Annotated in this window: 25 protein-coding genes; 12 read left to right on the forward strand and 13 right to left on the reverse strand. The window is 56.7% G+C overall.

Annotated features, from left to right (window positions below; translation table 11 throughout):
- Nucleotides 1-13 precede the first annotated feature (13 nt).
- Nucleotides 14-1,009: a LacI family DNA-binding transcriptional regulator gene (locus CE636_RS10550; RefSeq protein WP_017899253.1), complete on the forward strand. Its 996-nt coding sequence runs from the start codon at nt 14-16 to the stop codon at nt 1,007-1,009.
- Here CE636_RS10550 and CE636_RS10555 read toward each other — a convergent pair.
- Both CE636_RS10555 and kduD read right to left on the reverse strand, forming a co-directional pair.
- Nucleotides 1,006-2,427, reverse strand: a complete 1,422-nt coding sequence (locus CE636_RS10555; protein ID WP_004205402.1) for a sugar porter family MFS transporter — start codon at nt 2,425-2,427, stop codon at nt 1,006-1,008. The two genes, CE636_RS10550 and CE636_RS10555, sit on opposite strands and share 4 nt — an antisense overlap.
- A 296-nt stretch (nt 2,428-2,723) precedes the next feature.
- Entirely contained in the window at nt 2,724-3,485 is a 762-nt protein-coding gene (gene kduD / locus CE636_RS10560) for a 2-dehydro-3-deoxy-D-gluconate 5-dehydrogenase KduD (protein WP_012540639.1), read from the reverse strand.
- A 485-nt stretch (nt 3,486-3,970) separates the two neighbouring features.
- Here kduD and CE636_RS10565 point away from each other — a divergent pair, with 485 nt between their 5' ends.
- A complete protein-coding gene (locus CE636_RS10565) occupies nt 3,971-5,146 on the forward strand; it encodes an oligogalacturonate lyase family protein (RefSeq protein WP_017899255.1) in 1,176 nt (391 codons plus the stop codon).
- Between the two features lie 134 nt (nt 5,147-5,280).
- Here CE636_RS10565 and ompK26 read toward each other — a convergent pair whose 3' ends face one another.
- The 3 genes from ompK26 to CE636_RS10580 all read right to left on the reverse strand — a co-directional run bounded on the left by ompK26 (nt 5,281) and on the right by CE636_RS10580 (nt 8,391).
- Entirely contained in the window at nt 5,281-5,976 is a 696-nt protein-coding gene (gene ompK26, locus CE636_RS10570; protein WP_004205398.1) for a KdgM family porin OmpK26, read from the reverse strand.
- Nucleotides 5,977-6,224: 248 nt separating this feature from the next.
- Entirely contained in the window at nt 6,225-7,403 is a 1,179-nt protein-coding gene (locus CE636_RS10575) for an acetyl-CoA C-acetyltransferase (RefSeq protein WP_004205397.1), read from the reverse strand.
- 118 nt (nt 7,404-7,521) lie between these two features.
- Nucleotides 7,522-8,391 (reverse strand): LysR family transcriptional regulator, encoded by an 870-nt coding sequence (locus CE636_RS10580; protein ID WP_004205395.1) that lies wholly within the window; start codon nt 8,389-8,391, stop codon nt 7,522-7,524.
- A 102-nt stretch (nt 8,392-8,493) separates the two neighbouring features.
- Between CE636_RS10580 and CE636_RS10585 the strand changes: the two genes are divergently transcribed.
- The 6 genes from CE636_RS10585 to CE636_RS10610 all read left to right on the forward strand — a co-directional run bounded on the left by CE636_RS10585 (nt 8,494) and on the right by CE636_RS10610 (nt 13,844).
- Nucleotides 8,494-8,955 carry a multidrug/biocide efflux PACE transporter gene (locus tag CE636_RS10585; RefSeq protein WP_017899256.1) on the forward strand — a complete coding sequence of 154 codons (462 nt, stop codon included), beginning with the start codon at nt 8,494-8,496 and terminating at the stop codon, nt 8,953-8,955.
- 123 nt (nt 8,956-9,078) lie between these two features.
- Nucleotides 9,079-10,308 carry an amino acid permease gene (locus tag CE636_RS10590; RefSeq protein WP_004205392.1) on the forward strand — a complete coding sequence of 410 codons (1,230 nt, stop codon included), beginning with the start codon at nt 9,079-9,081 and terminating at the stop codon, nt 10,306-10,308.
- A gap of 119 nt (nt 10,309-10,427) precedes the next feature.
- Complete coding sequence (locus CE636_RS10595) at nt 10,428-11,306, forward strand: aldo/keto reductase family oxidoreductase (RefSeq protein WP_017899257.1); 879 nt, start codon at nt 10,428-10,430, stop codon at nt 11,304-11,306.
- A 383-nt stretch (nt 11,307-11,689) separates the two neighbouring features.
- Nucleotides 11,690-12,394, forward strand: a complete 705-nt coding sequence (mrkH, locus tag CE636_RS10600) for a transcriptional activator MrkH (protein WP_004205390.1) — start codon at nt 11,690-11,692, stop codon at nt 12,392-12,394.
- A 17-nt stretch (nt 12,395-12,411) separates the two neighbouring features.
- Nucleotides 12,412-12,984 (forward strand): LuxR C-terminal-related transcriptional regulator, encoded by a 573-nt coding sequence (locus tag CE636_RS10605; protein ID WP_004205389.1) that lies wholly within the window; start codon nt 12,412-12,414, stop codon nt 12,982-12,984.
- 143 nt (nt 12,985-13,127) lie between these two features.
- On the forward strand, nt 13,128-13,844 hold the full coding sequence (locus tag CE636_RS10610) for an EAL domain-containing protein (RefSeq protein ID WP_004205387.1): 717 nt from the start codon (nt 13,128-13,130) through the stop codon (nt 13,842-13,844).
- A gap of 33 nt (nt 13,845-13,877) precedes the next feature.
- Here the strand turns inward: CE636_RS10610 and mrkF are convergent, their stop codons facing one another.
- The 5 genes from mrkF to mrkA form a co-directional block, all read right to left on the reverse strand.
- Nucleotides 13,878-14,513 carry a type 3 fimbria minor subunit MrkF gene (gene mrkF, locus CE636_RS10615; RefSeq protein ID WP_017899258.1) on the reverse strand — a complete coding sequence of 212 codons (636 nt, stop codon included), beginning with the start codon at nt 14,511-14,513 and terminating at the stop codon, nt 13,878-13,880.
- A gap of 13 nt (nt 14,514-14,526) precedes the next feature.
- Nucleotides 14,527-15,522 (reverse strand): type 3 fimbria adhesin subunit MrkD, encoded by a 996-nt coding sequence (gene mrkD, locus CE636_RS10620; protein WP_004205385.1) that lies wholly within the window; start codon nt 15,520-15,522, stop codon nt 14,527-14,529.
- On the reverse strand, nt 15,513-17,999 hold the full coding sequence (gene mrkC / locus CE636_RS10625; protein WP_004205384.1) for a type 3 fimbria usher protein MrkC: 2,487 nt from the start codon (nt 17,997-17,999) through the stop codon (nt 15,513-15,515). The genes mrkD and mrkC overlap by 10 nt, the downstream gene beginning before the upstream one ends.
- Before the next feature lie 11 nt (nt 18,000-18,010).
- Nucleotides 18,011-18,712, reverse strand: a complete 702-nt coding sequence (gene mrkB, locus CE636_RS10630) for a type 3 fimbria chaperone MrkB (protein ID WP_000820818.1) — start codon at nt 18,710-18,712, stop codon at nt 18,011-18,013.
- Between the two features lie 95 nt (nt 18,713-18,807).
- Complete coding sequence (gene mrkA, locus CE636_RS10635) at nt 18,808-19,416, reverse strand: type 3 fimbria major subunit MrkA (RefSeq protein ID WP_000756959.1); 609 nt, start codon at nt 19,414-19,416, stop codon at nt 18,808-18,810.
- 705 nt (nt 19,417-20,121) lie between these two features.
- Here mrkA and CE636_RS10640 point away from each other — a divergent pair.
- Nucleotides 20,122-20,331 carry a DUF1471 domain-containing protein gene (locus tag CE636_RS10640; protein WP_002916131.1) on the forward strand — a complete coding sequence of 70 codons (210 nt, stop codon included), beginning with the start codon at nt 20,122-20,124 and terminating at the stop codon, nt 20,329-20,331.
- A gap of 95 nt (nt 20,332-20,426) precedes the next feature.
- On the opposite strand, the gene CE636_RS10645 is transcribed toward CE636_RS10640, so the two are convergent.
- Nucleotides 20,427-21,323, reverse strand: a complete 897-nt coding sequence (locus CE636_RS10645) for an EamA family transporter (protein WP_004205382.1) — start codon at nt 21,321-21,323, stop codon at nt 20,427-20,429.
- 81 nt (nt 21,324-21,404) lie between these two features.
- Between CE636_RS10645 and CE636_RS10650 the strand changes: the two genes are divergently transcribed.
- Nucleotides 21,405-21,911: a MarR family winged helix-turn-helix transcriptional regulator gene (locus CE636_RS10650; RefSeq protein WP_004205381.1), complete on the forward strand. Its 507-nt coding sequence runs from the start codon at nt 21,405-21,407 to the stop codon at nt 21,909-21,911.
- Here the strand turns inward: CE636_RS10650 and CE636_RS10655 are convergent.
- Nucleotides 21,908-22,864 carry a nickel/cobalt transporter gene (locus CE636_RS10655; RefSeq protein ID WP_025999152.1) on the reverse strand — a complete coding sequence of 319 codons (957 nt, stop codon included), beginning with the start codon at nt 22,862-22,864 and terminating at the stop codon, nt 21,908-21,910. The genes CE636_RS10650 and CE636_RS10655 overlap by 4 nt on opposite strands.
- Nucleotides 22,865-23,249: 385 nt before the next feature.
- Here CE636_RS10655 and CE636_RS10660 point away from each other — a divergent pair, with 385 nt between their 5' ends.
- Complete coding sequence (locus CE636_RS10660) at nt 23,250-23,495, forward strand: hypothetical protein (protein WP_017899260.1); 246 nt, start codon at nt 23,250-23,252, stop codon at nt 23,493-23,495.
- A 348-nt stretch (nt 23,496-23,843) separates the two neighbouring features.
- Here CE636_RS10660 and CE636_RS28675 read toward each other — a convergent pair whose 3' ends face one another.
- The gene (locus tag CE636_RS28675; protein ID WP_017899261.1) at nt 23,844-24,104 is read right to left on the reverse strand and encodes a hypothetical protein; all 261 of its coding nucleotides are present in this window, start codon (nt 24,102-24,104) and stop codon (nt 23,844-23,846) included.
- Nucleotides 24,105-24,272: 168 nt separating this feature from the next.
- Here CE636_RS28675 and fimB point away from each other — a divergent pair, with 168 nt between their 5' ends.
- Complete coding sequence (gene fimB, locus CE636_RS10670; RefSeq protein WP_004205366.1) at nt 24,273-24,878, forward strand: type 1 fimbria switch DNA invertase FimB; 606 nt, start codon at nt 24,273-24,275, stop codon at nt 24,876-24,878.
- Nucleotides 24,879-24,901 lie beyond the last annotated feature (23 nt).

Below are 24,901 nucleotides of genomic sequence, written 5' to 3' on the forward strand. Positions count from 1 at the left end.
GGCGGAGGAAAAAATGGCGTCCCTGAAAGATGTAGCAAAACTGGCGAATGTATCTCTGATGACCGTCTCACGGGCGCTGAACACCCCGGAGCGGCTCAAGCCGGAGACGCTGGCCCGCGTGCAGGCCGCCATCGCCGAAACCAACTACGTCCCCGACCTGTCGGCGAAAAAGATCCGCGGGGCGCGGGCCACCCCCAGCACCATCGGCGTGCTGGCGCTGGATACCGTCACCACGCCCTTTTCGGTGGAAATCACCCTGTCGATCGAAGAAACGGCCCGCGCCCACGGCTGGAACAGCTTTGTGGTCAATATGTTTTCTGACGATCGGCCGGAAGCAGTGGTCGACCTGCTCCTCTCCCACCGTCCGGACGGCATCATCTTTACCACCATGGGCCTGCGTCAGGTGCCGCTGCCGGACAAACTGCTGACCCTGCCCTGCGTGCTGGCTAACTGCGAAAGCCTCAGCCAACCGGTGGCCAGCTATATCCCGGACGATGAACAGGGCCAGTACGACGCGGTAAAAGCCCTGCTTGCCGCCGGCTATCGTCGTCCGCTGTGCCTGCACTTACCCGCCAGCCAGCTGGCGACAATCCGCCGCCGCCAGGGGCTGGAGCGCGCCTGCCGGGAGGCGGGCATCGAACCTGAGAGCCTGACCCACTCGTATATGGCCCAGGGCGATGAGCATTACCACGATATTCCCGCGGTGGTGCTGGCGCATATCCGCGCGGGTAAACCCGGCTTCGACTCGGTGATCTGCGGTAACGATCGCATCGCCTTTATGGTCTATCAGACGCTGCTGGGCCAGGGGTTACGCATTCCACAGGACGTGGCGGTGGTGGGATACGACAATATGGTGGGCATTGGCGATCTGTTTCTGCCGCCGCTCTCCACGGTGCAGCTGCCGCACTACGACATCGGGCGCCTGAGCGCCCTGCATATCATTCACGGCGACAACCATCGGGAGACGCGCAAGGTCGCCAGCCCGTGGTTGCCGCGCGCCTCGCATTAACGGTTACCGATATTGCGCAGCTTCTCGCCCGCCATCAGGTTGCGCTCAATGTGTTCGAGGGTGACATTTTTGGTCTCCGGGATCAGCCAGAAGGTGACGCCGATAAAGGCCACGTTGAGCACCGTGTAGAGCCAGAAGGTCCCGGCGGCGCCGATCGCGTCAAGCAGCGTCAGGAAGGTGGCGCCGATGATCATGTTCGACACCCAGTTGGTGGTGGTGGAGCAGGTGATGCCGAAGTCGCGGCATTTCAGCGGCTGGATCTCAGAGCAGAGGATCCACACCACCGGCGCCGCGCTCATCGCATACCCGGCAATACACATCATGGTCATGCCGACGGAAAGCCAGGAGAGGCCGCTGGAGGCGGTGCCATTGTCGAACTGCATCAGGCAGTAGCCGAGCACCAGGGTGCCCAGCGCCATCACGCTGAAGCCGATTTTCAGCGCCGGCTTGCGGCCTGCTTTATCCACCGTGAACACTGCGATAAAGGTGGCAAACATAAAGGTCAGGCCCACCACCAGGGTGGCGATCATCTGCTGTTCGGTAGTGGTAAAGCCCGCCATTTTGAAAATACGCGGGGCGTAGTACATGATGATGTTCATGCCGGTGAACTGCTGCATCGCCTGCAGCAGCATGCCAAGGAACACCGCCCGGCGTACGTTACGATTGACCTTGAACAACGCCCAGCCGCCCTGCTTCAGCTTCAGGCTTTCGCGGATCTCGTTAAGCTCATCGCGCGCCTTCTCCGAGGTATCGCGCAACATCCGCAGCACCTCTTCCGCTTCGATATGGCGCCCTTTCTCCGCCAGCCAGCGCGGGCTGTTCGGCAGAAAGACGACCAGAACGATCAGGATCACCGCCGGCAGCGCCAGCACGCCCAGCATGGCGCGCCAGTTACCGCTGTAGCTAAAGGCGGTATCGGAAAGAAACGCCAGCACAATGCCGAGGGTCACCATCAGCTGATACATACTGATCATTTTTCCGCGCACGTTCTCGCTGGCCATTTCGGAGAGGTACAGCGGCGCGGTGTAAGAGGCGATCCCGACGGCCACCCCCAACACCACGCGGGCCACCAGCAGCACTTCGACGCTGGCGGCAAAAGCGGAGCCTATAGAGCCGGCGACAAAGAGCACGGCTCCCGCCATCAGGCTGTATTTGCGGCCAAGGCGGAACGACAGCCAGCCGTTAAACAGCGCGCCTATCGCCGCCCCCAGCATCATGCTGCTGACCACCCACTCCTGAAGCTGGCTGGATAAGGTAAAGTGGTCGGTAATAAAGGGCAGCGCCCCGGATATCACGCCGATATCCAGGCCAAAGAGCAACCCCGCCACCGCCGCGGCGATAGAAACAAACCAGTTCATCCGCCGGGTGTCACGTTGCGCCCGCGGCGTTAATGCAGAGTCGTTACTGATTGAAGTCATTTTTATTCCTGCCACACAGAGAAAGACATAGGACGAAAGTACGTGACTGGCGGAGGAATTTGTCAGGCTGGATACGCCAAAGATATGGACTATTTTGCTGGCAAGATGGGTTTTGTGATGGACATTAAACTTTCAACGTAACGAAAAATTCGTTTCGCATCGTTAATAACCCTGTTCATACAGGGCGGTAACATTAATTCTTCACTCTGGAATATGGACGATCCTCATTTTACGGTATGGACAATAATTGCTCAGACGGCCGGAGCGGTGAGTGCCGCGCCGGCCGTCGCCGTCGGTTAGCGCGCCAGCCAGCCGCCGTCCACCGCCACCGTGTAGCCATTGATATAATCGGAGGCTGGGGAAGCGAGGAAGACCACCGGCCCCATCAGGTCGGCCGGCAGGCCCCAGCGCCCGGCGGGAATGCGGTCGAGAATTTCGCTACTGCGCTGCTCGTCAGCGCGCAGCTGCTGGGTGTTATTGGTCGCCATATACCCCGGGGCGATGGCGTTGACATTGATATTGTGTTTAGCCCACTCGTTGGCCAGCAGGCGGGTAACGCCCATCACCGCGCTTTTGGACGCGGTATACGACGGCACACGGATCCCGCCCTGGAACGACAGCATCGAGGCGATGTTAATGATCTTCCCGCCGCTGCCCTGGGCGATAAAGTGCTTCGCCGCCGCCTGGGACATGAAAAATACGCTCTTGATGTTGAGGTTCATCACGTCGTCCCAGTCCTTTTCGCTGAACGCCAGCGCGTCCTCGCGGCGGATCAGGCCGGCATTGTTGACCAGAATATCAATATGGCCAAACTCCGCCACCGCCCGCTCCAGCAGCTGAGGGATACCGTCGATCTGGCGCAGGTCGGCGGTCAGGCTGAGAAAGCGGCGTCCCAGCGCCGTCACCCGCTCGATGGTTTCCACCGGCTCGACAATATTGATACCGACAATATCGCAGCCCGCTTCCGCCAGCCCGAGGGCCATCCCCTGACCTAAACCGGTATCGCATCCGCTCACGACGGCCACTTTTCCCTGCAGGGAGAATGCATCAAGAATCATAATGTGTTCCTTAGTCGTTCAGAGCCTGCAGTATGCAGGCAAGGTTCTCTCGGCCCGGCTCGCGCCGGCGGCGCGACTGAGCGTGGGGCGAACTCATGGGCAGAGCCCATCATAAAAAATAAAACAGAGTTCCGTTTTACTGATGGGTGCCATCTTAGCCCCGCCCTCTGTCATTTTCAATGATATTTAAAACGTTGTTTCATTTTTTATGACGAAGATTACAAAAAAAAGAAAACGCGAACGGTTCCGGCAACCCGCACCGGACAGGAAGCGGTTTTAAAAGGATGATGATTCAGCCGGTTGTCCGGAGAGGCGGCCAAATTGAGGCCAGCAGGCCGCAGAAGATGCGGGAATTACGCCGAACTGCGTGGGACATCACAAATAATGAAACGTTGTTTTGATAAATTAACACCCATCTTTTAAAACATATCACTCAGCGACACGCCTCTGGTCCAGCGGCATCGCAGGAAAGAAAGGAGCACTACATGGCTAAAGGCATGCGGGTCAAACTGAATTACCACGTCAGCCGCGATCCGGATACCGGGGCGGAAGTCACCCGCTTAACCCCCCCGGAGGTCACCTGTCATCGCAACTACTTCTATCAGAAGTGCTTTTTTAACGATGGCAGCCATTTACTGTTCGCCGGCGAGTTTGACGGCCACTGGAACTACTATCTGCTGAATATCGCCAGCGCCGAAGCCGTCCAGCTGACGGAAGGCGCCGGGGATAACACCTTCGGCGGCTTCCTCTCCCCGGACGATAAGTCACTCTATTACGTGAAAAATGACCGTACCCTGCTGGAGGTGAACCTCACCACCCTCGCCGAGCGTGAAGTTTACCGCGTCAGCGAGGCGTGGGTCGGCTATGGCACCTGGGTGGCAAACAGCGATTGCAGCAAACTGGTAGGCATTGAGATTGCGAAAAGCGACTGGACGCCGCTCAACGACTGGCAGATTTTCCATGACTTCTTCCACAAAGGACCGCATTGCCGCCTGCTGCGCGTCGACCTGTGCAGCGGTGAGAGCCAGGTGATCCATGAGGAAAAAATCTGGCTGGGACACCCGATCTATCGTCCCTTCGACGACCATACCGTCGCCTTCTGCCATGAAGGGCCGCACGATCTGGTTGACGCCCGCATGTGGCTGGTCAATGAAGATGGCAGCAACGTGCGTAAAGTCAAAGCGCATGCCCCGGGGGAAAGCTGCACCCATGAATTCTGGGTCCCGGACGGTTCAGCGCTGATCTACGTCTCCTATCTGAAAGGCCAGCAGGGGCGGACGATCTATCGCTTTGATCCGGAGAGCTGCGTCAACGAGGCCCTGATGACGATGCCCGCCTGCTCGCATCTGATGAGCAATTTCGACGGTACGCTGCTGGTGGGCGATGGATCAGGCACGCCGGTGGATGTCAAAGATACCGGCGGCTACTCCATTGATAACGATCCTTATCTGTACGTCTTTAACGTGGCGGAGAAGCGCTACTTCCGCGTCGCGCGCCATGATACCTCGTGGGCGACGGTGGCCAACAGCCGCCAGGTGACGCACCCGCACCCCTCGTTTACGCCGGACGACAGCGCCATTCTGTTCAGCTCTGATAAAGACGGCAAGCCGGCCATCTATATCGCGAAATTACCTGACCATCCGCCGATGCTGAGCGCCTGAGCCCCGGCGAACGTTTTTCTGTAACTGGCCTTGCCCTCCTTCGCGGAGGGCTTTTTTTTGTTCCCCCGCTTTGGCCCATAAAAAACCCCGGCTGACGGCGCCGGGGAAAACAGACGATGAGGGCCTGATGGAAATCAGAATGAGTAAGCCACCCCGACGCGGAAACGGGTCTGGCGATCGCTGCGGTCATTCACGCCGACGTTGCCGATTTCACCATACGGCGACCAGTTGTTATCCAGCTTATAGGCCACCTTCACGTTATATTCCTGCGAGTAGGGTTTGTTGTCGTTACGATTCACCCCTTCCGAACTGCGGGCATAGACATAGTTCAGCTCGGTGCGCCAGTCGCCGAGAGCAAACCCGGCCCACGCGTCGCCGCGATTCACCTTGTCATCATCTTTGCCGGCATCATTCGGATAGCGGGTGTACTCATAGCGATAGCGAGCGGCGACATAGAAGCCATTGTCGAAACTGTATTGTACGTGCAGGTGCGGCTTGTAGATGGAGCGGCTGTCGTTGCTCTCTATGGTAAACCCGGGGGTGAGGAACAGGTTCGATGTCGCTTTCCAGCGCCAGCTGATGGTGTCTTCATGGCCGTTGCCCACCACGTCCGAATAGGGTTGCGAACCGTTGTCGCCGCCTGAACGCCATTTGGCCTCTACGGTAAAGCCTAGCCCGTTGGCGAAGCGGTGGGACACCGAGACGCGGTCAGCATTGCTTTTATCGCTCTTGCCGCCATCAATAAATTCATGACGTAAATCTATCGTGACCGCGGTTGCCGCAAAAGACATACCGCAGAGGGCGGCCAGAACCAGAGATCGTTTCAACATAGGGTACCCCTTATAATAAATAAAATGTCATTTCGTTTTTATGAAACGTTATTTTATTTTTTAAGCACCTTAGTTTTAGTGACCAGGATCGTAGTTATTTGTTTCAAAAAAGGTGGCACAACAAGACGTGACAGAGCTCAATAAATTGGCGGTGGGTGAGGGAAATACGGGTGAAAAAAGAGGGGTCGGCAAAGCGCGGCGCATAAAAAAGGCCTCCCGCAGGAGGCCATGGAAATCGACATGCAGCGCTACGCGCGTTCTACCGCCAGCGCCACGCCCTGACCGCCGCCGATGCACAGCGTCGCCAGCCCTTTACGCGCATCGCGCTTGATCATTTCATGCACCAGCGACACCAGAATCCGACAGCCGGAGGCGCCGATGGGGTGGCCGAGGGCGATCGCGCCGCCGTTAACGTTGACCCGTCGCTCATCCCACTCCAGTACCCGGCCAACGGAGATAGCCTGAGCGGCAAAGGCCTCATTGGCTTCGATCAGATCGACGTCGTCCAGCCGCCAGCCGGCCCGCTCAAGACAGCGACGAGTGGCGTGCACCGGCGCGATGCCCATCAGCGCCGGATCGACGCCGACGCTGGCGAAGGCGCGGATCCGCGCAAGGATCGGCAGCCCCAGCGCCTCGGCTTTCGCCTCACTCATCATCATCACCGCCGCCGCGCCGTCATTGATGCTGGAGGCGTTGCCGGCGGTTACCGATCCGAGACGATCGAAGGTAGGCTGCAGGCTGGCCAGCCCTTCCGCGCTGGCATCCACCCGCGGTTGTTCATCGGTATCCACGGTGCGCGCCGCGCCGTTATGCTCGGTAACGACCGGGACAATCTCATCGCGAAAGCGTCCGGAATCAATCGCCTTGCGCGCCTTCTGCTGCGAGCTGAGCGCCCAGGCGTCCTGCAGTTCGCGGCTGATGCCATATTCCCGGGCGAGGTTCTCCGCCGTGACGCCCATATGATAATCGTTGAAGGCGTCCCACAGGCCGTCATGGACCAGGCTGTCAATCAGCTGGCTGTTGCCCAGTTGGGCGCCGGTGCGGCTGTCGGTGAGGACATGCGGAGCGCGGCTCATGTTCTCCTGGCCGCCGGCGATCACCACGTCCGCCTCCCCGCACTGGATCGCCTGGGTGGCGAGGTGCAGGGCTTTCAGGCCGGAACCGCAGACGTCGTTAATGGTGATCGCCGATACGGTGTTGGGCAACCCGCCGCGAATAGCAGACTGACGAGCCGGGTTTTGCCCGGTTCCCGCGGTCAGCACCTGGCCGAGGATCACCTCATCCACGCTCTGCGGATCGATTCCCGTCTTCTCCACCAGCGCCTTCACCACCACGCTGCCCAGCTCAACGGCTGAATGGCGCGATAACGCGCCCTGAAAGCAGCCAATCGGCGTACGTAGCGCCCCGACGATCACGACATCCTTCATCCTCTACCCCTGCCCGTACTTTTGCGCAAAGAAACAGCGATATACTAGATAATTGTTATCAAAAAACTTTGTAATTGTTTAAAAAAAGTGAAGCCAATCACAAAGAAATAGCTATTCGTTAACGCTCACGCCGCTGCAGATGCTGACGCAGCCAGCTGCCGGCCGCCCCGGGCGGCGCTTTCTTATTCCACAGCAGATCCACCGAAATCGCCCGCGGCCAGCCGGGGATATCGAGCGCCACCAGTCCGCCCTGCGGCGCAAACTCCGCCACCAGCGCACAGGGCAGAATGCACCAGCCGAAGCCCTGCACCGCCATGCTGAGCAGCAGCAGGTAGTTTGGCGCCGACCAGACCTGCCCGGCGGCAGGCTCCGTCGCGCTGGCCAGAAAGGTGCTCAAACGCAGCTCGCGCCAGCTGCGCAGCTCATCCCAGACAACCTTGCCCTGCCCCGCCAGCGGATGGTCAGGCGCCACGTAAATGCCCATCGCCGTCTGCAGCGGCAGGCGGGTGCTGCCGATATCGGTCGGGTAGCGCTCTCTCGCCTCAATCAGTCCCACCTGGGCGCGGGATTTTTGCAGGAGATCGATCACGTCCTCATCTTCGCCAATCAAGCATTCAAATTCGGTATGAGGGAAGCGGCGGTCAAACTGCACAAGCAGATCTTCCAGCACGTCCGGGTGCAGGGTGTCCGAGAGCACAAAGGTCAGCCGCGGCTCCGTCTCGCCGGACAGCGATACCGCCAGCTCATCCAGCCGCTCGCTGGCGGCGAGGATCGCTTTGACATAGCTCAGCACCTGCTCCCCCTGCGGCGTCAGCGTCGGCTGCCGCGTTGCCCGATCGAAGAGGGTCACCCCGAGGTCAGCCTCCAGGTTGGCGATAGCGGTACTGATCGTCGACTGGCTTTTGCGCAGGCGACGGGCGGCGGCGGAGAACGACCCGCTGTCAACGGCCTCGACAAAGGCGGTTAACGCTTCCGGTGAATAACGCATGATGTATCTACTTTATCGATGGTTTCTATCTTTTGTTTATCACATTTTTCCATAAACTGCCGGGTAATTTCCTGTTCAGGCTAAAACTGGAGGTAGCTCGCCATGCAACAGACCCCACATCAGCGCAAGACGCTCACCGAGCGCGTTATCCACGCCATCACCTTCGAAGGGCTGGCGACGCTGATCCTCGCCCCCACCGCCGCCTGGCTGATGCAGCGTTCGGTGGTGGAGATGGGCGGACTGAGCATTCTGCTCGCCACCCTGGCGATGGTATGGAACATCATTTATAACGCGGCTTTCGATCGCCTGTGGCCAGTCTCCCGCGTCCCTCGCCGGCTGAAAGTGCGGGCGCTGCACGCGATCGGCTTCGAGACCGGCTTTGTTATCATCGGCGTCACCATGGTAGCCATCGTGCTGGGGGTATCGCTGCTGCAGGCGTTTATGCTGGAGATCGGCTTCATGCTCTTCTTCCTGCCCTACACCATGGCGTTTAACTGGGTCTGGGACACCCTGCGCGAGCGCGTTATCCGTCACCGCCGCCCGCGCCAGGCGGCGCGCGGCTAGCCTCGCGGCGGATCCTTCGCGATCCGCTGCCACTTTATCACCAAAAACTATCGCAACAGACGAACCATAAATATGGTAAATTGCACTCCTTTTTTTTGGTTTGACGGTTGATAAAGTCGCATAATGTCTAAAATTTGGTCTAAAGAAGAAACTCTATGGAGTTTTGCCTTATATGGCACTGCAGTAGGCGCTGGGACGCTATTTCTACCGATCCAGCTGGGTTCGGCTGGCGCCATTGTCCTTTTCATCACCGCGCTGGTCGCCTGGCCGCTCACCTACTGGCCTCACAAAGCGCTGAGCCAGTTTATTCTCTCGGCCAATATCGCGCCGGGAACCGGGATCACCGGCGCAGTAAATCACTACTATGGTAAGAAAATTGGCAACCTGATCACCGGGCTCTATTTCCTCGCCTTCTTTGTGGTCGTGCTGATCTACGCCGTGGCCATCACCAACTCGCTGGCCGAGCAGGTGGCACATCGCACGCCGATGACGCCTGCGCTACGCGCGCTGCTGAGCCTGGGGGTCGTGCTGGTCCTTAACCTGATCTTTCTCATGGGCCGGCAAATCACCATCAAGGTGATGGGCTTTCTGGTCTTCCCGCTTATCGCCTGCTTCCTGTTTCTCTCCCTCTATTTAATCCGCGACTGGCATCCGGAACATCTCACCAGCCAGATGCAGTTCAGCTCGCAGACGCTCCACCAGGTCTGGATCTCCATACCCGTGATGGTTTTCGCTTTTAGCCATACGCCGATCATCTCGACTTTTGCTATCGACCAGCAGGAGAAGCACGGCGACCTGGCCATGGGTAAATGCAAAAAAATCATGAAGGTGGCCTATACCATCATCTGCGCCAGCGTGCTGTTTTTCGTCTTCAGCTGCCTGCTGGCCATCCCGGCGACCTATATTGAGACCGCCCGCGATCAGGGGGTGACCATCCTCTCCGCCCTGTCGATGGTGCCGGGCGCGCCGGGCTGGCTGGCGGTGACCGGCATTATTGTCGCCGTGGTCGCCATGTCGAAATCCTTTCTCGGCACCTACTTCGGGGTCATTGAAGGCGCCAGCGAAATCGTCAAAAGCTCGCTGGGCCTGATGGGCGTGCGCAAGAGCCGCGCCTTCAACCGCGCGATGTCGATCATGCTGGTCTCTGCCTTCACCTTTGCGGTGTGCTTTATCAACCCGAATGCGATCTCGATGATCTACGCCATCAGCGGACCGCTTATCGCCATGATCCTGTTTATCATGCCCACCCTGTCAACCTGGCTTATCCCGGCGCTGAAGCCGTATCGCTCGGTGGGTAACGCCATCACTCTGGTGGTCGGCCTGCTCTGCGTCTCCGTGATGTTCTTCGGCTAATCCGTCTCCGGCGACAGCGGCTTGCCTGACCGCTGTCGCACATTCTGACAATATTCTCACCCTTCTCTTCCTTGTTAGCGCATTACACTTACGGCTTAGCCACCGTGAGGAGAGTTCCTATGTCCAGTGTCACCTTATCCGGTCGCGGCACGCTCGGCGATCGCCAGGTCTATCGGTTGGGTTACGGCGCCATGCAGCTGGCCGGCCCCGGCGTTTTCGGCCCGCCGAAAGATCCAGAAGAAGCGGTGCGCGTGCTGCAGGCCGCCGTCGAAGCCGGGGTAAACCATATCGATACCTCGGATTTCTATGGCCCCCATGTGACCAATCAGCTGATCCGCAAAGCGCTCCACCCCTACCCCGACGATCTGTGCATTGTCACCAAGGTCAGCGCCCGTCGTGACGAGAAAGGCAACTGGCTGCCGGCCATGTCGCCCGCTGAACTGACCCAGGCCGTCGAGGACAATTTGCGTCACCTGGGGCTCGACGTGCTGGAGGTGGTGAACCTGCGCAGTATGCTGAGCCCCCACGGCCCGGTAGAAGGGTCGCTGGAGGCGCCGCTCGCCACCCTGCTGGAGCTGAAGGAGCGAGGATTGATCCGCCATATTGGCCTCAGCAACGTGACGGCAAAGCAGGTGGCGGATGCACAGAAAATGACGCCTATCGTCTGCGTGCAAAACCTCTATAACATTGCCCATCGCGCCGACGACGCGCTGGTGGATGCGCTGGCCGCCCAGCACATCGCCTGGGTTCCCTTCTTCCCGTTGGGCGGTTTTACTCCCCTGCAGGCGCAGGAGCTGAACGAGGTCGCGGCCTCGCTTGAGGCGACGCCGATGCAGGTCGCCCTCGCCTGGCTACTCCAGCGCGCGCCCAATATTCTGCTGATCCCAGGCACCTCATCCCGGACGCACCTGGCGGAAAATATTGCCGCCGCCGGGCTAATTTTGCCGGCGGATGCGCTGCGCACCCTGGATAATATCGCCACCCGCAAGCATCCCTGACCCGTCAGGCCGAAAGGAGGGAACGACTTCCCTCCTCAATATTTGCCTGGAAAAACCTCATCACTGCTGGCACTATAGATCCTACAAATGGGGCGTGATCGACGATCGTTCTCTCATTATCCCCGTTAATTAAACTTAAGTTTTTTATCCTTCGACCGGTCTCCAGCTTGGAGGCCGTTGTCGTTTTTGTCATGACCAAAATTTGAAACGCTTGATTACAGGAAACACAATATCGAATTCCAAGTTTATACATATCAATCTGGCTGCAAAGATAGTCAATAACATCAAACGCTCATAAAAACATCTGATTAACCCAATCAGAATGTTGCTATTGCTATAAGAAAAATCAAACGCCTCACGACAACTATTTACAAGGGATGCACATGACAGAGGGAACGATAAAGACCAGTAAGTATGAAATTATTGCTATTTTCAGAGAGGAGTTGCGCAAACGTACTGAAATTGAAATATTTTTTAACAACACCAGTATCATAACCCAACTGACGCGCGTGGACTTTGCCGAGTTCCATATTCAGACCCATCGCAAAATCCCGCCCGGGCATAAAATTCGCTTTCTCCTGCATAGCGATTCAGGGAAAATAGAGTTTAATGCGGCCCTGACAAAACATGACAATAGCGGTGTCGATAAAGGTATCCGCTACGCCTTTTCCTTGCCTGAATGCCTGCAGGTGGTGCAGCGTCGCCGCGATCCCCGCTTTCGTTTACGCCACGAGCATGATTTTTATTGCCGCGGTCGCCATAAAAATGGCGAAAACTATCTTTTCGACATCAAGGACATTTCAGACGGCGGTTGCGCACTGATGACCAAAACGCCGAATCTGAAATTCCTCAGTCATAACGCATTGCTGAAAAACGCCGTACTGATGCTGGCGGAATATGGCGAGATCACCATCGACCTGGTGGTAAAGAATGTCATTATTATCACCCTTGATGACCCTAATGAAGAGAGCGAAAGCTACTATCAGATATCCTGCCAGTTTAAGTTCCGCCATCTCGACGACCAGCGCAGAATAGAGAAAATTCTGCTGGACCTGATCTTAGAAGCCAAGCGAAAAAAGAGAATCTGATACCCTTGGAAAGTATATTGCTGTACACCAATGATAATCTCATTGGTCACTCAATCTATCACTACCTTATTGATAGTCATGAAAACGCCACCCGTTTTGGCTATGACGAAGTCATCCATGGGAAACAGCTGCCTGAGGCCCAAACGGTTATTTTCAATTTAATCAATAAGGATATTTCTGCCATCAGAATCGTTGATCTATTGAATGCGCTCCGCCTTTCCCTGCAACGCTGCCAGCAGCCGGTGCTGATGATAAAAAGCGACATTGCCGGACTGTGCAGAGAGTTAATAACCGTCGATAATGCCATGATTATTAGTGAAAAATCGCCGCTATCTATGTTTGCGTCTATTATCCAGCGGGCGAAGGGCGCCAGCGAACAACCGCCGCGACGATTGCGCAAACAGCTGTCGCCGCGGGAGTGCCAGATCCTCGAGCTGCTGATTGCCAACAATAATAATAAGCGGATTGCCGCCCTGCTCGGCATTGCCCATAAAACGGTCCACAGCCATCGAATCCATATCATGCAAAAGCTGGGCATTGATAATTCCCGCACGATGAACCAGCGTATTGCCGCCCTCCATCAATGTTAAATTACGCACAGGTAAATCAATAGCGGATAAAGCGTACTTATTCGTTGTTGATTTACATTTCCTGCCATTCCCATTAATCATCAGGTAGCCTATAATTAACCTATCCTCTGCTTATTGTCTGACTAACCTCGTGAAGAGGGATAATGAACACTAAAATATTCGAAGACAACATTTTATCTCGTAATGATATCGCTGTACGCTACGTCTTTCAGAAAATGTTTTCCCCACAAGGTACCTTAGTCGCGGTTGAATGCTTAAGCCGCTTCGATAATCTTCCCGTTTCGCCAGAATATTTTTTCCGCCATGCCACCGCGGCAGTTCGTGAACGTATTTTTCTCGAGCAACTGGGGTTGATTGAACAGCATAAAGCATGGTTTTTACGTAACCATATTTCCGCTACCATTAACGTTGATGACCATATCCTGACTCTGCTGCGCCAGAAGGAAATAAAAGAGAAAATCGCCGCCCTGACCTGCGTCCATTTTGAAGTGACCGAAAACGCCGAGAAACTTCTGAATAATTCCCTGGCCGCCTGGCAAAGCCCGCAGGATACCTCGCTGTGGCTCGATGACTTCGGCTCTGGCTACGCGGGGATTAACGCCATCAGCGGTTATCATTTTGACTATGTCAAAATTGATAAAGATTTTTTCTGGCATCTGATGCGCAAAGAGTCCGGCCGTCAGCTGATGGATGCGCTGGTCACCTTTTTATCCCGCAATCATCACAACGTGATTATTGAAGGCGTGGAAAGCGAAGCCCATAAAAAATGGCTGCAGGGTATGGAGTGGTTTGCTATTCAGGGGCATTACTGGCAGGAAGTCAGCATTGAGCAACTGGTTGCCGACGATATTGGCATATAAAAAAGCCGGGCTTGCCCGGCTTTTTCGTCCCGCTTAATTATAAACTAATTCCCACGTTGCCCAGCTGGTAATTGGCCCGCTGGTGGCGCTTTTCGGGGTCGGCGAAACGTAGCCCACATAATAGGTGAACAGGCCGCCGCTGACCGCGTTTTCCTGTAAATGCACCTGATTTTGCTGCGGATCCGCAGGGACAATTTTATTACTATTATCCAGCGTATTATTATCATTGGTCGACAGCGCCAGATAAATATTCTGCGCGCCGTCTGGCAAGGTATTAGCCAGATAGCCCGCGTTCTCATTGCCGACCGCCGTCAGTAAAAAACCGTCGATCCAGCGAACGCTGACCCGCCGCACCTCGTCCTGCGAAGCGGCGCCGCCGTCATGACGTAGCTGGCAGTTTGACAGCGCCAGGGTAAAAGGCTGCGGCTTCATAAACGCCCCGGCCCCGCGATCGTGCACTTCCGCCAGGCTGACCGGCGCCAGCCAGACGTTGCCGCTGCCGGCATGCTGGCCGCCATTGAGCGCGACGCTGCAGGAGATATCCGTCACCCGCCCGGCAAAATCGACCCGTCCGCGGTCGTAATTGGTCTCGAAACCCCACGCCGAGGGGGCGGCGAGGCTGCCGCAGAGCAGCAGCCACGCGATAGTATGTTTCGGCAATCCCTTCATTCCCCCTCCCGTATTAATCGTACGTCAGGTTAAAGATCATATGCGACTCCACCTCGCCGGTGCTGGTCGTCGGGCCATACTGATAAAAGCGCGCGTGCAGCGGTATGGTGATGTAGCGGGTCTCCTGATTATTCAAGCGGCCAACGGTATATTTCTTATTAAACTGCAGCGGGGATCCATCCTTCAGCACCTGGATGCCGACGCCTTTCGCCATCCCGCTGCCGGCCTTTTCATTCAGCAAGGCGCCCATGGTGGCGGTGGTGCTGGTAGCCAGGGTGCCGGAGAAAGAGGTGCTGATGTTGGCATATCCCGTTTCACTCAGGCCGCCGCTGCACTGCAGCTCAATATTAAAATCCTTCCCGCCCGCGGTGGTGCCAACCCCTTTCAGGTCAGTACGTCTAATGGCACCCACATCAACATTCATATTTTTCCCACTCAATACCGAACAGGAGGGCGAGACCACGGTGATCGCGTTGGCGCTCAGATAGGTTTCGAGGATCGGGTTGCCGCCGCTCTCCCAGTCGTAGGAGGTGTATTTTCCCGCCGCGAGGGTACCGCTGCCGGTGGTTGCCGCGGTTTTGATAATCTCCAGCGTAAAACGTGATCCTTCAAGGGAATAGTTGGTGGTGTTATACACTCGGGACGAATAGACGTCGGGATAGACGATATTCACCGTCGCGCCGCCGCGGCTGAAACGCATACCAATTCCCGGCACGTTGGTGGAATAAATTTTATTCCCCAGGTCCGTGGCCCCTGGCGACACGATCTTCGCCGCGAAGCGGTTGGTGCCGGAGGTACAGCGATAGCTCGCCCCGCCGGGGGCGCTCATCGTCCAGTCGCGGGTAAGGATCACCGAACCCACCGGCAGATCCGGGGGCACCACCACCCTGCCCACCACCATGTCCAGCATCACCGTTGGCGAAGAAAGGCGCGTACAGACGGCCCAGGACGAGGTGGTGCCCAGCGCCATCAAGACGATAAAAAGCGTCAGTAATTTCCTCAGCGACATACGCTATCCTTTGTTGTTTGCTGTCCCAGATCCACCGAACACTGCCCGCCGCTCCACTTCACAATCGCGCGTTTGGCGTTCGCATCGCTGATAAACATCATGCTGCCCTGACCGACGACGCCGATCTCCTTGCCGTCGGGGGAGAAAATACTCGCCGCAAACGGCAGCGGCTCATGGTTCGCCTGGCGCGCCTGCAGGGTGAGGTTGTTCTGCACCGTGGTGCCAAACGCCACCTTAACCACGCTGCCTTCCCACGGCACAACCTGCGCCACGGTGCGATCGAAGGCCACGTCGTCATGGCTGCCTTTCGGGTCGATCTCGACGGCGTTAATTCGGTACGGGCGCAGATACGGCAGGATGGCGTAACCATTGCTGTCCACGCGGGTGCCCGGCGATCCCGGGAGCATAGCGCCGGCCGCGTCTTTGGCTTCAATCAGCGCCATCGTCGAGCCGCTTTCCGGTGAGAGCACCACGCCGCCGCTGTGGGCGATCATCGTCCCGCTGGCGCCAATGCCGCTCTGACGATAGCCTTCGCCCTGGCTGTAGCTGCCGTTGAGGGTGGTCCATGGCGTACGGTAGCTGCCGTTGAGCGCCACATCATGCTGACCGCCGGTGGCGGTGGTGGTCGACACGCCGTAGTTAAGGTTGTTTTCACTGTCCAGCGAACCGTTGATACCAATCTGCGAGCTGGCAAAGCGCGAGTTGTTGAACGAGGTGTTCGACGTCAGGTTGGCGGTGCGGTTGTCGCCAAACCACAGCGGGTAGCTGAAGTTGAGTGAAATGCGATCGTCGCGGCGATGGCCGGAGCTGTCCGGGGTATAGACGCGCTGGGCGCTCGCCGACCAGGAGAGACGACCAAACGAATTGTTATAGCTGACCTGATACTGCTTCTCGGTCCCGGAGCGGTTCCAGTAATCGGAAATACGACCGCTGAGATAAAACCCGCCCCAGCCGTCAGGCAGGTTCTGGTTTACCGTGAAGGTCATGCCGTTTTTTTGCCGCCAGAGGGTGTAGTTGCTGCGGCTGTTTTTTTCCTGATCGACGGCGTACAGCGCGTCGTTGAGGTTGTAATAACCTTTCGTCGAGTAGCGATACGCCGCCAGCACGATGCTGGTCTGGGTATCGGTGAACATGCGGTTAAAGGTGGCGCGATAGCTCTGCCCCGAGTCATCATGGCTATCGCTTTTCAGCCGAGAATGGGTGACGTCAAAAGAGAGGGCGCCGATCCCGGTGTTCATCCCGGTGCCCACCAGGAAGGCCTGATAGTCGTCAAAGCCGGTGACCCCGGTGTAGCCGGTCAGCAGGTTATTGATCCCGTGCTGCCAGGTCGCCTGATAGAGCATCGGCTTATTGCGCAGCCCGCTGTCGTCCACTTTACCGGCGGAGAGCGCGTAGCGGGTCATGCCCGGACGCAGCAGCTGAGCAACGGAGGCGTAAGGCACGCTGAACACTTCCACCGAGCCATCCGCCTCTTTTACCGAAACCTCAAGATCGCTGCCATAGCCGGATGGATAGACATCCTGCAGGGTAAACGGCCCCGGCGGAACGGTGGTCTGATAGATAATGTTGCTGCCCTGGCGCACGGTGACGAGGGCGTTGCTCTGCGCCACGCCGCGAATTTCCGGGGCATAGGAGCGCATGCCGTCCGGGAACATATTGTCATCGGTGGAAAGATTAACCCCACGCAGACCGATGGTGTCGAAAAATTCACCATTGGTAAAGATCTGCCCACCGCTGACGATGGAGTTGATCTGCGGGATCGGCCGCTGGAGATAGGTCTGGTTGCTGTTCCAGTGCGCTTTACCCTGCTGCTGCTGCCAGTTCAGGTTACCGATATGCTTCAGCAGCCAGCCGTCCCACGACAGGCCGGCATTGACGCCAAGGTAGGCGCTGCTGTTATCCGACCCGCCGACCGAAGAGGTGTGGCTGTTCCAGGCGTTGGCCATCCAGCCAAGATTAAGCGCGGTAATGCCTTTGTCCCAGAACTCCGGGCTGACATAGTTTTTCAGGCGTTGATCTTCATAGATCTGCGGCACCGAAATGTTCAACCGCAGGGAGGACTGGACCAGGTTGTCTTTGACGTTGTCTTCGTTGCGCCAGGATTTGAGGCTACCGCAGTAGCCTTCCTGTTCGCTCAGCTGCGGATTGAGCTTTTCCGCCGCGATGCCGTACTGCGTCAGCATCGCTTTGGTGTAGCAGACCCCAAGGTTACCGTCTTTGTCGCGCGCGATGCGCAGATCGTAGCGCCCTTTCCATTCGTCGTTGGTGTAGACGTCAAGGGAGTAAGTGCCTTCGGTAATCGCGCTGGTCGAGAAGCGTGACAGATCGACCTTTTCGCGACTGCCGACAATAAAGCCGTCGTTAAATTGATATACCGTTCCCGGGTTTTCCTGTCCGCTGGAAAATGGCGGAAAGCAGCACAGCGCGATGGCGATCGCGGTGCTTAATCTTCCCGGGCAGAATGACCTCTGCTTCATTAGCTTTTCCCTTATTTAACGGCCACTTTCACTGCGACATCGGCGCCATAGTCATTAATGTTGTTAACGGTCAGGGTTTCGCCGCGGTTGACGGCTGAGGAAAGCGCCACCGTCTGGCTGGACTGCGGCGCCAGCATCACGGTTTTGCTGTTCAGGGCTTTACCGCCGTCGCGGGAAATACGGCTGACGGTAATGTAGAACGGCGTCGGGTTGTTGATGGCGAGACTACTGCCGCTGGCGGTCAGGGTCAGCTTCTCGGCCGCCGCATCGCGGTTGCCCAGTCCGGCAGGACGATAAATAAATTTAAAGCGCGAACGGATCGCCAGCTGCAGCACGTTCTGGCCTTCATTTTTCTGATTGGCCACCACCGGCGGTATTTCCAACAGATTCAGCCACCACAGCGTCTCTTTATCTTTCGCCAGACCGGCGCTGCTGCCGAGCTTAATACGCAGCGTCTGGCCGCTCTTGGCGTCAACGCGCGAAATCGGCGGGGTGATAATAAACGGGGTGGTAATGGTATCCGGTGTGGCATCGGCATCGCCGTTATCCAGCCAGGCCTGCGCCAGCGCCGGACGGTCGGCGTTATTTGAAAGCTGTACCGTTATTTCTTTTTCATTTCCTGGATAAATAAAGCGGGTACCGTTAACAATAATATTGTTGGCGTGGGCCGCAAAACTAAAAATGAAACAGAAAAAAAGGGCAATACGCTTCATGCTGACCTCAGAATAAAAATACAAGCGGCGGTCATCGCCGCTTTATTATTGTTATTAACTGCCCCATCGCGGGGCAGTTTTATTTTCTGACGGAATTACTGGTAAGTAATTTCGTAAGTCGCGTAGCTGTTAACCACACCAGTGGTCACAGTGGTCGGCGCGCTGGTGGCGTAGCCTACGTAGTAGGTGAAACGCGCGCCATCAGCGACAGCGGAAGCGTCGCCTTTCGCTTTCGGCTGAGTGCTGTCACCCGGGATGATTTTGTTGGTCAGCGCGGTAGCGTTGTCAGTAGACAGTACCAGCTGGATGTTCTGAGCACCGGAAGCTTCGGTGTTCGCCAGGTAGCCCTGTTGTTTGCTGGTAGCGCCAGCCAGCAGGTTACCGCCGGTCCAGTTTACGCCCAGTTTGCTTACGTCATCCTGTTTGGTGCCGTCAGCAGCCTGGCAGTTAGAGACGTCAATGGTGAAAGATTTCGGTTTCAGGTAAGTATCCGCTGCTGCCGCTTTAACTTCAGTCAGAGTTACCGGAGACAGGTAAACGTTCGCATCGCTGCCCTGGCCGTTAACAGAAACAGTACAGGATACATCGGTAACTTTACCGAAGAAATTAACCTGGCCGCCGCCAACATTGGTATCAGCTGCATGGGCAGCAGTCATGCCAAAAAACGCGGTTGCCATTGCTGCAGAGAGAAGAACCTTTTTCATTGCCATTTCCTTGTCAGAGTGAATTACGAATCAATGAGCACACTGTGAATTCGCATAGAACCAGAAACATCAGGCGATGCTGATTTATGCCACTGCTAATAGAATCTTCGACTGACCGGGAGCCGCAATATTTAAGGCGTCAGGTAACGAACTTAAAAATATAAGTTCGCTGGTGCTATCGGCGTCAAAGAATGCTATTTATTCGCCGACAAATATACATTTGTTCACGTTTCATTAAGTTATATAACAGATAATCGATAACTATTAATAAATGCTTATTGATAGATCAAAACGGGGTGATGGATGTTTACAGCGCGGAAAGCCTAACGCCAGGGCATGAGAGAAATGGCCGTCTCAGCATGCCGAAATGGCCGCCAGAGGGCTATTGCGAATCGTCCGAATCCGCCCCAACGGCGGCTAAAAACCGCCCAACTAATTCATACAATGAATGGTAACCGCGTAAATGAGGCGCCTTCTACATTCTGATCGCAGGCAGTCCGCGTGATACTCCCATCAAAAAATAATCACTAATCCATTGTTTTTAAATTAAAAAATAGAGAAACATTCATATCTCCGTCATCAAACCGCCATAAAAATGTGATCTAAATCGCACTTTTTGCCACGCGCGTTATAGTTAGCAGACTTATTATAAGCCCATCGAAAGCAAACACGCTTTCCACCATAAAAGTTAAAAGGACAAACACCATGAAAAACGTAAAATTACTCGCCGCTGCCGGTATGCTCTCCCTGGTCTCTTTCGCTAGCTTCGCTCATCCGGTGAGCGTAACAGCAGACACCCTGGACAGCGCAGAAGCGAAAATCGCGACCATTGCGAAAGAACAAGGCGCTTCCTACCACATCACTGAAGCGTACACCGGCAACCAGGTCCATATGACCGCCGAGCTCTCTAAATAAGCGAATGGTTGCAGAGGGAGCTGCCGGACAGGCCGCCTGCGGGCGGCTGGTCTGGCTCCCGCCGCCCACCCCGCACACAGCAATGTCGAGCCCCGTTATGGGGCTTTTTTCGTTTTTGCCCCCGCCGCCTGACGCGCCAGCGCGCGCTGAATAGACAACACGCTCGCCAGCACCACGATCAGCCCGACCAGCGCCATCCCCTGGATCTTTTGGCCAAGGAAAATCCACCCCAACACCACAGCGGTCACCGGGCTCAGCAGGCTCATTGCCGATACCGCCACCGGCGAGAGGCGGCCAATCCCCCGGAACCACAGGCCATAGGCCAGCATCGCGCCGGCCACGCACAGCCACAGATAGCCGGCCACCTGCAGCGCTGTCACCTGATGTAAAGGGGGATCAACGATCAGCGCCACGGGCGCCAGCACCACCCCGCCGATCGCCAGCTGCCAGCCGGTTAACGCGACGATCGGCAGGGAGAGCGCCCAGCGGCGGGAGAGCCAGGTGCCCAGCGCCATACTGATCGCCCCGAGAAACGCCGCGCCGATGCCCAGCGGGTCGAGGACGGTGCGCGGCGACAGCAGCAGCATGGCCATACCGAGTATGCCGGCGAGGGCTGAGAATACCGCCAGCCAGGGCGAGCGCTGCCGGTCTACGCACCAGGCGAGAAGCATCACCAGCAGCGGCTGGATCGCGCCAATCACTGCCGCCAGACCGCCGGGTAAGCGATAGGCGGCGATAAACAGCAGCGCCTGAAATGCGCCGATATTTAAGATGCCGGTAACGATAAGCTTTAGCCATTCGCCGCGCTGTGGAAAGCGGCGGCTCCAGATCAGCAGGGCGATGCCTGCCGGCAAAACCCTCAGCAGGGCGGCGATAAACGGCCGGTCGGGGGGAAGAAACTGGGAGGTGACGATGTAGGTCGTCCCCCAGATAGCGGGCGCCAGCGCCGTGAGCAGCAGGTCGAGCATCAGACTACGCGAGAGAAAAGCCATGATTTTATCTTCACTTCAAGTTAAATTGGTGCCGCAAGTATGTACACGCAATTATCTTGATATCAAGACAAGTGAGCACTTATGGACAAATCACCGCCGATCGACGCCGTTGATCGGATCCTCGCCCAGTGGCAGCGCGAGCGGCCGGACCTCGACTGCAGCCCAATGGGGCCAATTGGCCGTCTGAAACGATGCGCCATGCTGCTGGAGCCGCAGGTGGAAGTGGCTTTTACACGCCATGAGCTGGTGCGCTGGGAGTTTGACATGCTGGCGACGCTGCGCCGCGCCGGGGCGCCGTTTATTCTTTCGCCTACCCAGCTCTTCTCCACGCTGATGATCACCTCCGGCACCATGACTCATCGCCTGAAGGCATTGGAGAAACGCGGATTTATTACCCGCCTGCCCAATCCGGAAGACGCCCGCAGTATGCTGGTCGCCCTGACGCCCGCCGGACGTGAACGCATCGATGAAGCGGTGGAGACCCATGTCGATAATGAACGGCAGCTGCTGGCGGGGCTCAGCGATGGCGAGCGCCAGCAGCTGGATCAGGCGCTGCGGGTATTGATGCGCCTGCTGGAGAGCCGTTAACAGCCGGCGGCGATAAAGTCGCCGTTAGCGCTGATCGGCACCACGGTGAAAAACAATGTCGCGGCAAAGAGGATCAGCGCCAGCCCGCCGAGGATCTTCACCAGCGGCACCAGCCAGGGCCGCGGACGGCTGGTCGCCGTCAGCCGGTTGACGGTACGGTGACGGGCATAGTGCACCGCCAGCGACAGACCAAGGATCGACAGCGCGGTGCCCAGCGCCATGGTCATCACCGCGGCGATGCCCCAGCTGACGATCCCCAGCGCGTTGGCGAACAGCAGGATCATAATCGCTCCGCTGCAGGACCGGGCGCCGATGGCCAGCACCACGCCCAGGCGTGTCTTCCAGTCGGCGCCCTGCAGGTCGTGTCCCACGCCGTGGTGCCCGCAGCCGCACGAGGCATCATGCTGATGCGCCGGCCTCAGGGCGCGTATTCTCCTTTTACCCGGCAGCAGGCTCTGCAGCGCACGACAGATAACGTAAACCCCAAAGGCGGCGATGGTCAGGGCGCTGATCTTCTCGACGTACCAGCGGCTGGCGCTGAGATCGCCAGCGGCCAGATTCAGCCCCACCGCCAGAATAAAGACAAACAGGATGGCGCTGACGCCCTGCAGCAGGCTGCCGAGAAAAGGCACCACCCGCGCCGCGGTCAGGCTCTCCTGATTGGTGCTCAGGTAAGTGGTGACGATAAACTTGCCGTGGCCCGGTCCGATAGCGTGGAGCACGCCGTAGAGAAAAGCGCCCACCAGCAGCCAGACGCCGCCGCTGTACTGATGGTTGTTCAGCAGCAGAAGGTACATCACCAGATAGCGATGCAAGGTAATTTGCGTGGCGAGGCACCACTGGAGGAAGTCGCTCCAGTGGCTGTGCAAGGTGATGCCGGCGGCCAGCAGAAGAAGGCCGCCGCTCCCGGCGGCCAGCAGGCGCCAGTCGCGTTGCGAAGTCGGTATCATCATCGGTAAGCCATGGTGAAAAGAGATCAACCGCCAGACGACAATCTCATGCCCGGCGAACAATAGTGCCTGGATAATTTGTCGGATTTTTCTCGTCAATGCTTAAGGTCACAAGGCTCCGCATTATCAGCATCAGCGGGCTCCTACACCTACCCTCTGCCCTACCTTTGCACAAAGCATTTTCATATTTTCAGCATACCACAGACGTTTGTTTTTGCTGTTGACGCCCTGCATAACATATTAGAGCAATCGTTACACACCTAAAAAAGATAAAAATAAATCAGTTATCGCTATCCTGGCACTTTTTGTACTTTATCATCCTGCGCATCAGGCACGAATATTCATTAACTGCTATTAATTTAATATATTCATTAACAGGACCACCCCCATGAAAAGATGCTTACTCGCCCTGGCGTGCGTCGCGCTGCTGACGCCCTCGCTTTCGGCGCAGGCGACCTGGCGCAGCGACCAGCGCCAGGACGCTCGCTATATCCGCCAGGATAGCCGCGAGCAGGGCCGTGAAACCAAGCAAGAGTGCGTCAGAAATAATAATCAAAGCAACGCCAGCTGCCGTCACGATAAGCGGGAAAACCGCCGCGAAGGTCGTCAGGAAGCCCGCGACGAAAAATGGTAAGTCAGCCTGCTCCGGTGGATATCAGATCGCGGACTTCTGCCACCGGAGCCTTTAACACCGCCTGCGACGCCGGACCGTCGCGTCTGTCCCCTACCTGCTCTTTATTCTTAGCTCGCAGCAGAATATTACCCACACCAGTCTGCAGCCTATGCCTCTCTTATACCCACCGCCTGATATCACCGCTTCCGCCGATTACCGCCCGCGCTCCCACAGCACCATTAAGATTAAGCTCAACCCGTTAAATAAGACGTAAAGTGCCCTCACAGAGACAATGGCTATTATCCCCAGGCTTTTTGCAGTATGGTTTAATCTCTGTTGTAGTTTTGCAGTGAATGCTATCCAGACGGTTCAAGGTTGTATTCTGTCTGAGAAATTACTCATGCCATTCCCGTCGCTGAGATACGGGAGGCCGGCTGGCTGACGCCGTGCCGCCCCAACTGCCGGGAAATAAATCATGACGGCATTGATGGCCGCCTTGCCGTGGCCGGAAGCCAGTGCCTCCATCATCAAGCGGGCATCATCAAGAGGATCAGGGATGTACAGGACGTGGAAACCTCCAGGAAAGATTCGCCAGTTCAACCAGCTAACCCTTTCTTTACCCTTCAGCATACGGCGTCTTATCGCTGGGGATGGCGATAGCCCATGATACCGCATGCTCCCGTAGCAAATAAAAACGTTATCAGCACGCTGTTTAAAAATAAAAAGGCAGTCGCATTTAACAATGACCTGACGCAGGCCTGGAAAGCGTAATATTTGCCTGCCATAAAAGGGAACACTATGACGAATAACGCCGAGATTAAAAAAAGGAACTTCCTGACTCAGAATGAAATCGAGTCACTACTTAAAGCCGCCGATAGCGGTCCCTATGCCGCACGTAATTATTGCCTGACGCTGCTGTGCTTCATCCATGGTCTGCGCGCCAGCGAGATCTGTCGCCTGAGAATATCCGATATCGACCTTGCTTCCCGCTGCGTTTATATCCATCGGCTAAAAAAGGGGTTTTCGACCACCCACCCTTTGCTGAATAAAGAGATCCACGCCCTAAAGCGCTGGCTGGCCATTCGCAACACCTGGCCGCAGGCCGCCAGCGAGTGGCTGTTTCTCTCCCGCAAAGGCAATCCCCTTTCCCGCCAGCAGTTTTATCAAATTATCGCCTCCTCTGGCGACCAGGCGGGATTGCCGCTGGAGATCCACCCGCACATGCTGCGCCACTCCTGTGGCTTTGCGCTGGCCAATATGGGTATCGATACCCGTCTGATCCAGGACTATCTCGGACACCGCAATATTCGCCATACCGTCTGGTATACCGCCAGCAACGCGGGACGCTTCTATGGTATCTGGGACAATACGCGCGACAAACAGCGCCTGTCGCTGCTTCAGTAAGCCTGACGCCACGGATGGCGTTG

Origin of the sequence: Klebsiella sp. LY (assembly GCF_004010915.1) — a bacterium.
GTDB classification, from domain to species: domain Bacteria; phylum Pseudomonadota; class Gammaproteobacteria; order Enterobacterales; family Enterobacteriaceae; genus Klebsiella; species Klebsiella quasipneumoniae.

What these genes read in the sequence shown, in the direction of transcription:
- CE636_RS10550 (WP_017899253.1), top strand. Translation starts at nt 14, where the DNA reads ATGGCGTCCCTGAAAGATGTAGCAAAACTGGCGAATGTATCTCTGATG.
- CE636_RS10555 (WP_004205402.1), bottom strand. Translation starts at nt 2,427, where the DNA reads ATGACTTCAATCAGTAACGACTCTGCATTAACGCCGCGGGCGCAACGT.
- kduD (WP_012540639.1), bottom strand. Translation starts at nt 3,485, where the DNA reads ATGATTCTTGATGCATTCTCCCTGCAGGGAAAAGTGGCCGTCGTGAGC.
- CE636_RS10565 (WP_017899255.1), top strand. Translation starts at nt 3,971, where the DNA reads ATGGCTAAAGGCATGCGGGTCAAACTGAATTACCACGTCAGCCGCGAT.
- ompK26 (WP_004205398.1), bottom strand. Translation starts at nt 5,976, where the DNA reads ATGTTGAAACGATCTCTGGTTCTGGCCGCCCTCTGCGGTATGTCTTTT.
- CE636_RS10575 (WP_004205397.1), bottom strand. Translation starts at nt 7,403, where the DNA reads ATGAAGGATGTCGTGATCGTCGGGGCGCTACGTACGCCGATTGGCTGC.
- CE636_RS10580 (WP_004205395.1), bottom strand. Translation starts at nt 8,391, where the DNA reads ATGCGTTATTCACCGGAAGCGTTAACCGCCTTTGTCGAGGCCGTTGAC.
- CE636_RS10585 (WP_017899256.1), top strand. Translation starts at nt 8,494, where the DNA reads ATGCAACAGACCCCACATCAGCGCAAGACGCTCACCGAGCGCGTTATC.
- CE636_RS10590 (WP_004205392.1), top strand. Translation starts at nt 9,079, where the DNA reads ATGTCTAAAATTTGGTCTAAAGAAGAAACTCTATGGAGTTTTGCCTTA.
- CE636_RS10595 (WP_017899257.1), top strand. Translation starts at nt 10,428, where the DNA reads ATGTCCAGTGTCACCTTATCCGGTCGCGGCACGCTCGGCGATCGCCAG.
- mrkH (WP_004205390.1), top strand. Translation starts at nt 11,690, where the DNA reads ATGACAGAGGGAACGATAAAGACCAGTAAGTATGAAATTATTGCTATT.
- CE636_RS10610 (WP_004205387.1), top strand. Translation starts at nt 13,128, where the DNA reads ATGAACACTAAAATATTCGAAGACAACATTTTATCTCGTAATGATATC.
- mrkF (WP_017899258.1), bottom strand. Translation starts at nt 14,513, where the DNA reads ATGAAGGGATTGCCGAAACATACTATCGCGTGGCTGCTGCTCTGCGGC.
- mrkD (WP_004205385.1), bottom strand. Translation starts at nt 15,522, where the DNA reads ATGTCGCTGAGGAAATTACTGACGCTTTTTATCGTCTTGATGGCGCTG.
- mrkC (WP_004205384.1), bottom strand. Translation starts at nt 17,999, where the DNA reads ATGAAGCAGAGGTCATTCTGCCCGGGAAGATTAAGCACCGCGATCGCC.
- mrkB (WP_000820818.1), bottom strand. Translation starts at nt 18,712, where the DNA reads ATGAAGCGTATTGCCCTTTTTTTCTGTTTCATTTTTAGTTTTGCGGCC.
- mrkA (WP_000756959.1), bottom strand. Translation starts at nt 19,416, where the DNA reads ATGAAAAAGGTTCTTCTCTCTGCAGCAATGGCAACCGCGTTTTTTGGC.
- CE636_RS10640 (WP_002916131.1), top strand. Translation starts at nt 20,122, where the DNA reads ATGAAAAACGTAAAATTACTCGCCGCTGCCGGTATGCTCTCCCTGGTC.
- CE636_RS10645 (WP_004205382.1), bottom strand. Translation starts at nt 21,323, where the DNA reads ATGGCTTTTCTCTCGCGTAGTCTGATGCTCGACCTGCTGCTCACGGCG.
- CE636_RS10650 (WP_004205381.1), top strand. Translation starts at nt 21,405, where the DNA reads ATGGACAAATCACCGCCGATCGACGCCGTTGATCGGATCCTCGCCCAG.
- CE636_RS10655 (WP_025999152.1), bottom strand. Translation starts at nt 22,864, where the DNA reads ATGATGATACCGACTTCGCAACGCGACTGGCGCCTGCTGGCCGCCGGG.
- CE636_RS10660 (WP_017899260.1), top strand. Translation starts at nt 23,250, where the DNA reads ATGAAAAGATGCTTACTCGCCCTGGCGTGCGTCGCGCTGCTGACGCCC.
- CE636_RS28675 (WP_017899261.1), bottom strand. Translation starts at nt 24,104, where the DNA reads ATGCTGAAGGGTAAAGAAAGGGTTAGCTGGTTGAACTGGCGAATCTTT.
- fimB (WP_004205366.1), top strand. Translation starts at nt 24,273, where the DNA reads ATGACGAATAACGCCGAGATTAAAAAAAGGAACTTCCTGACTCAGAAT.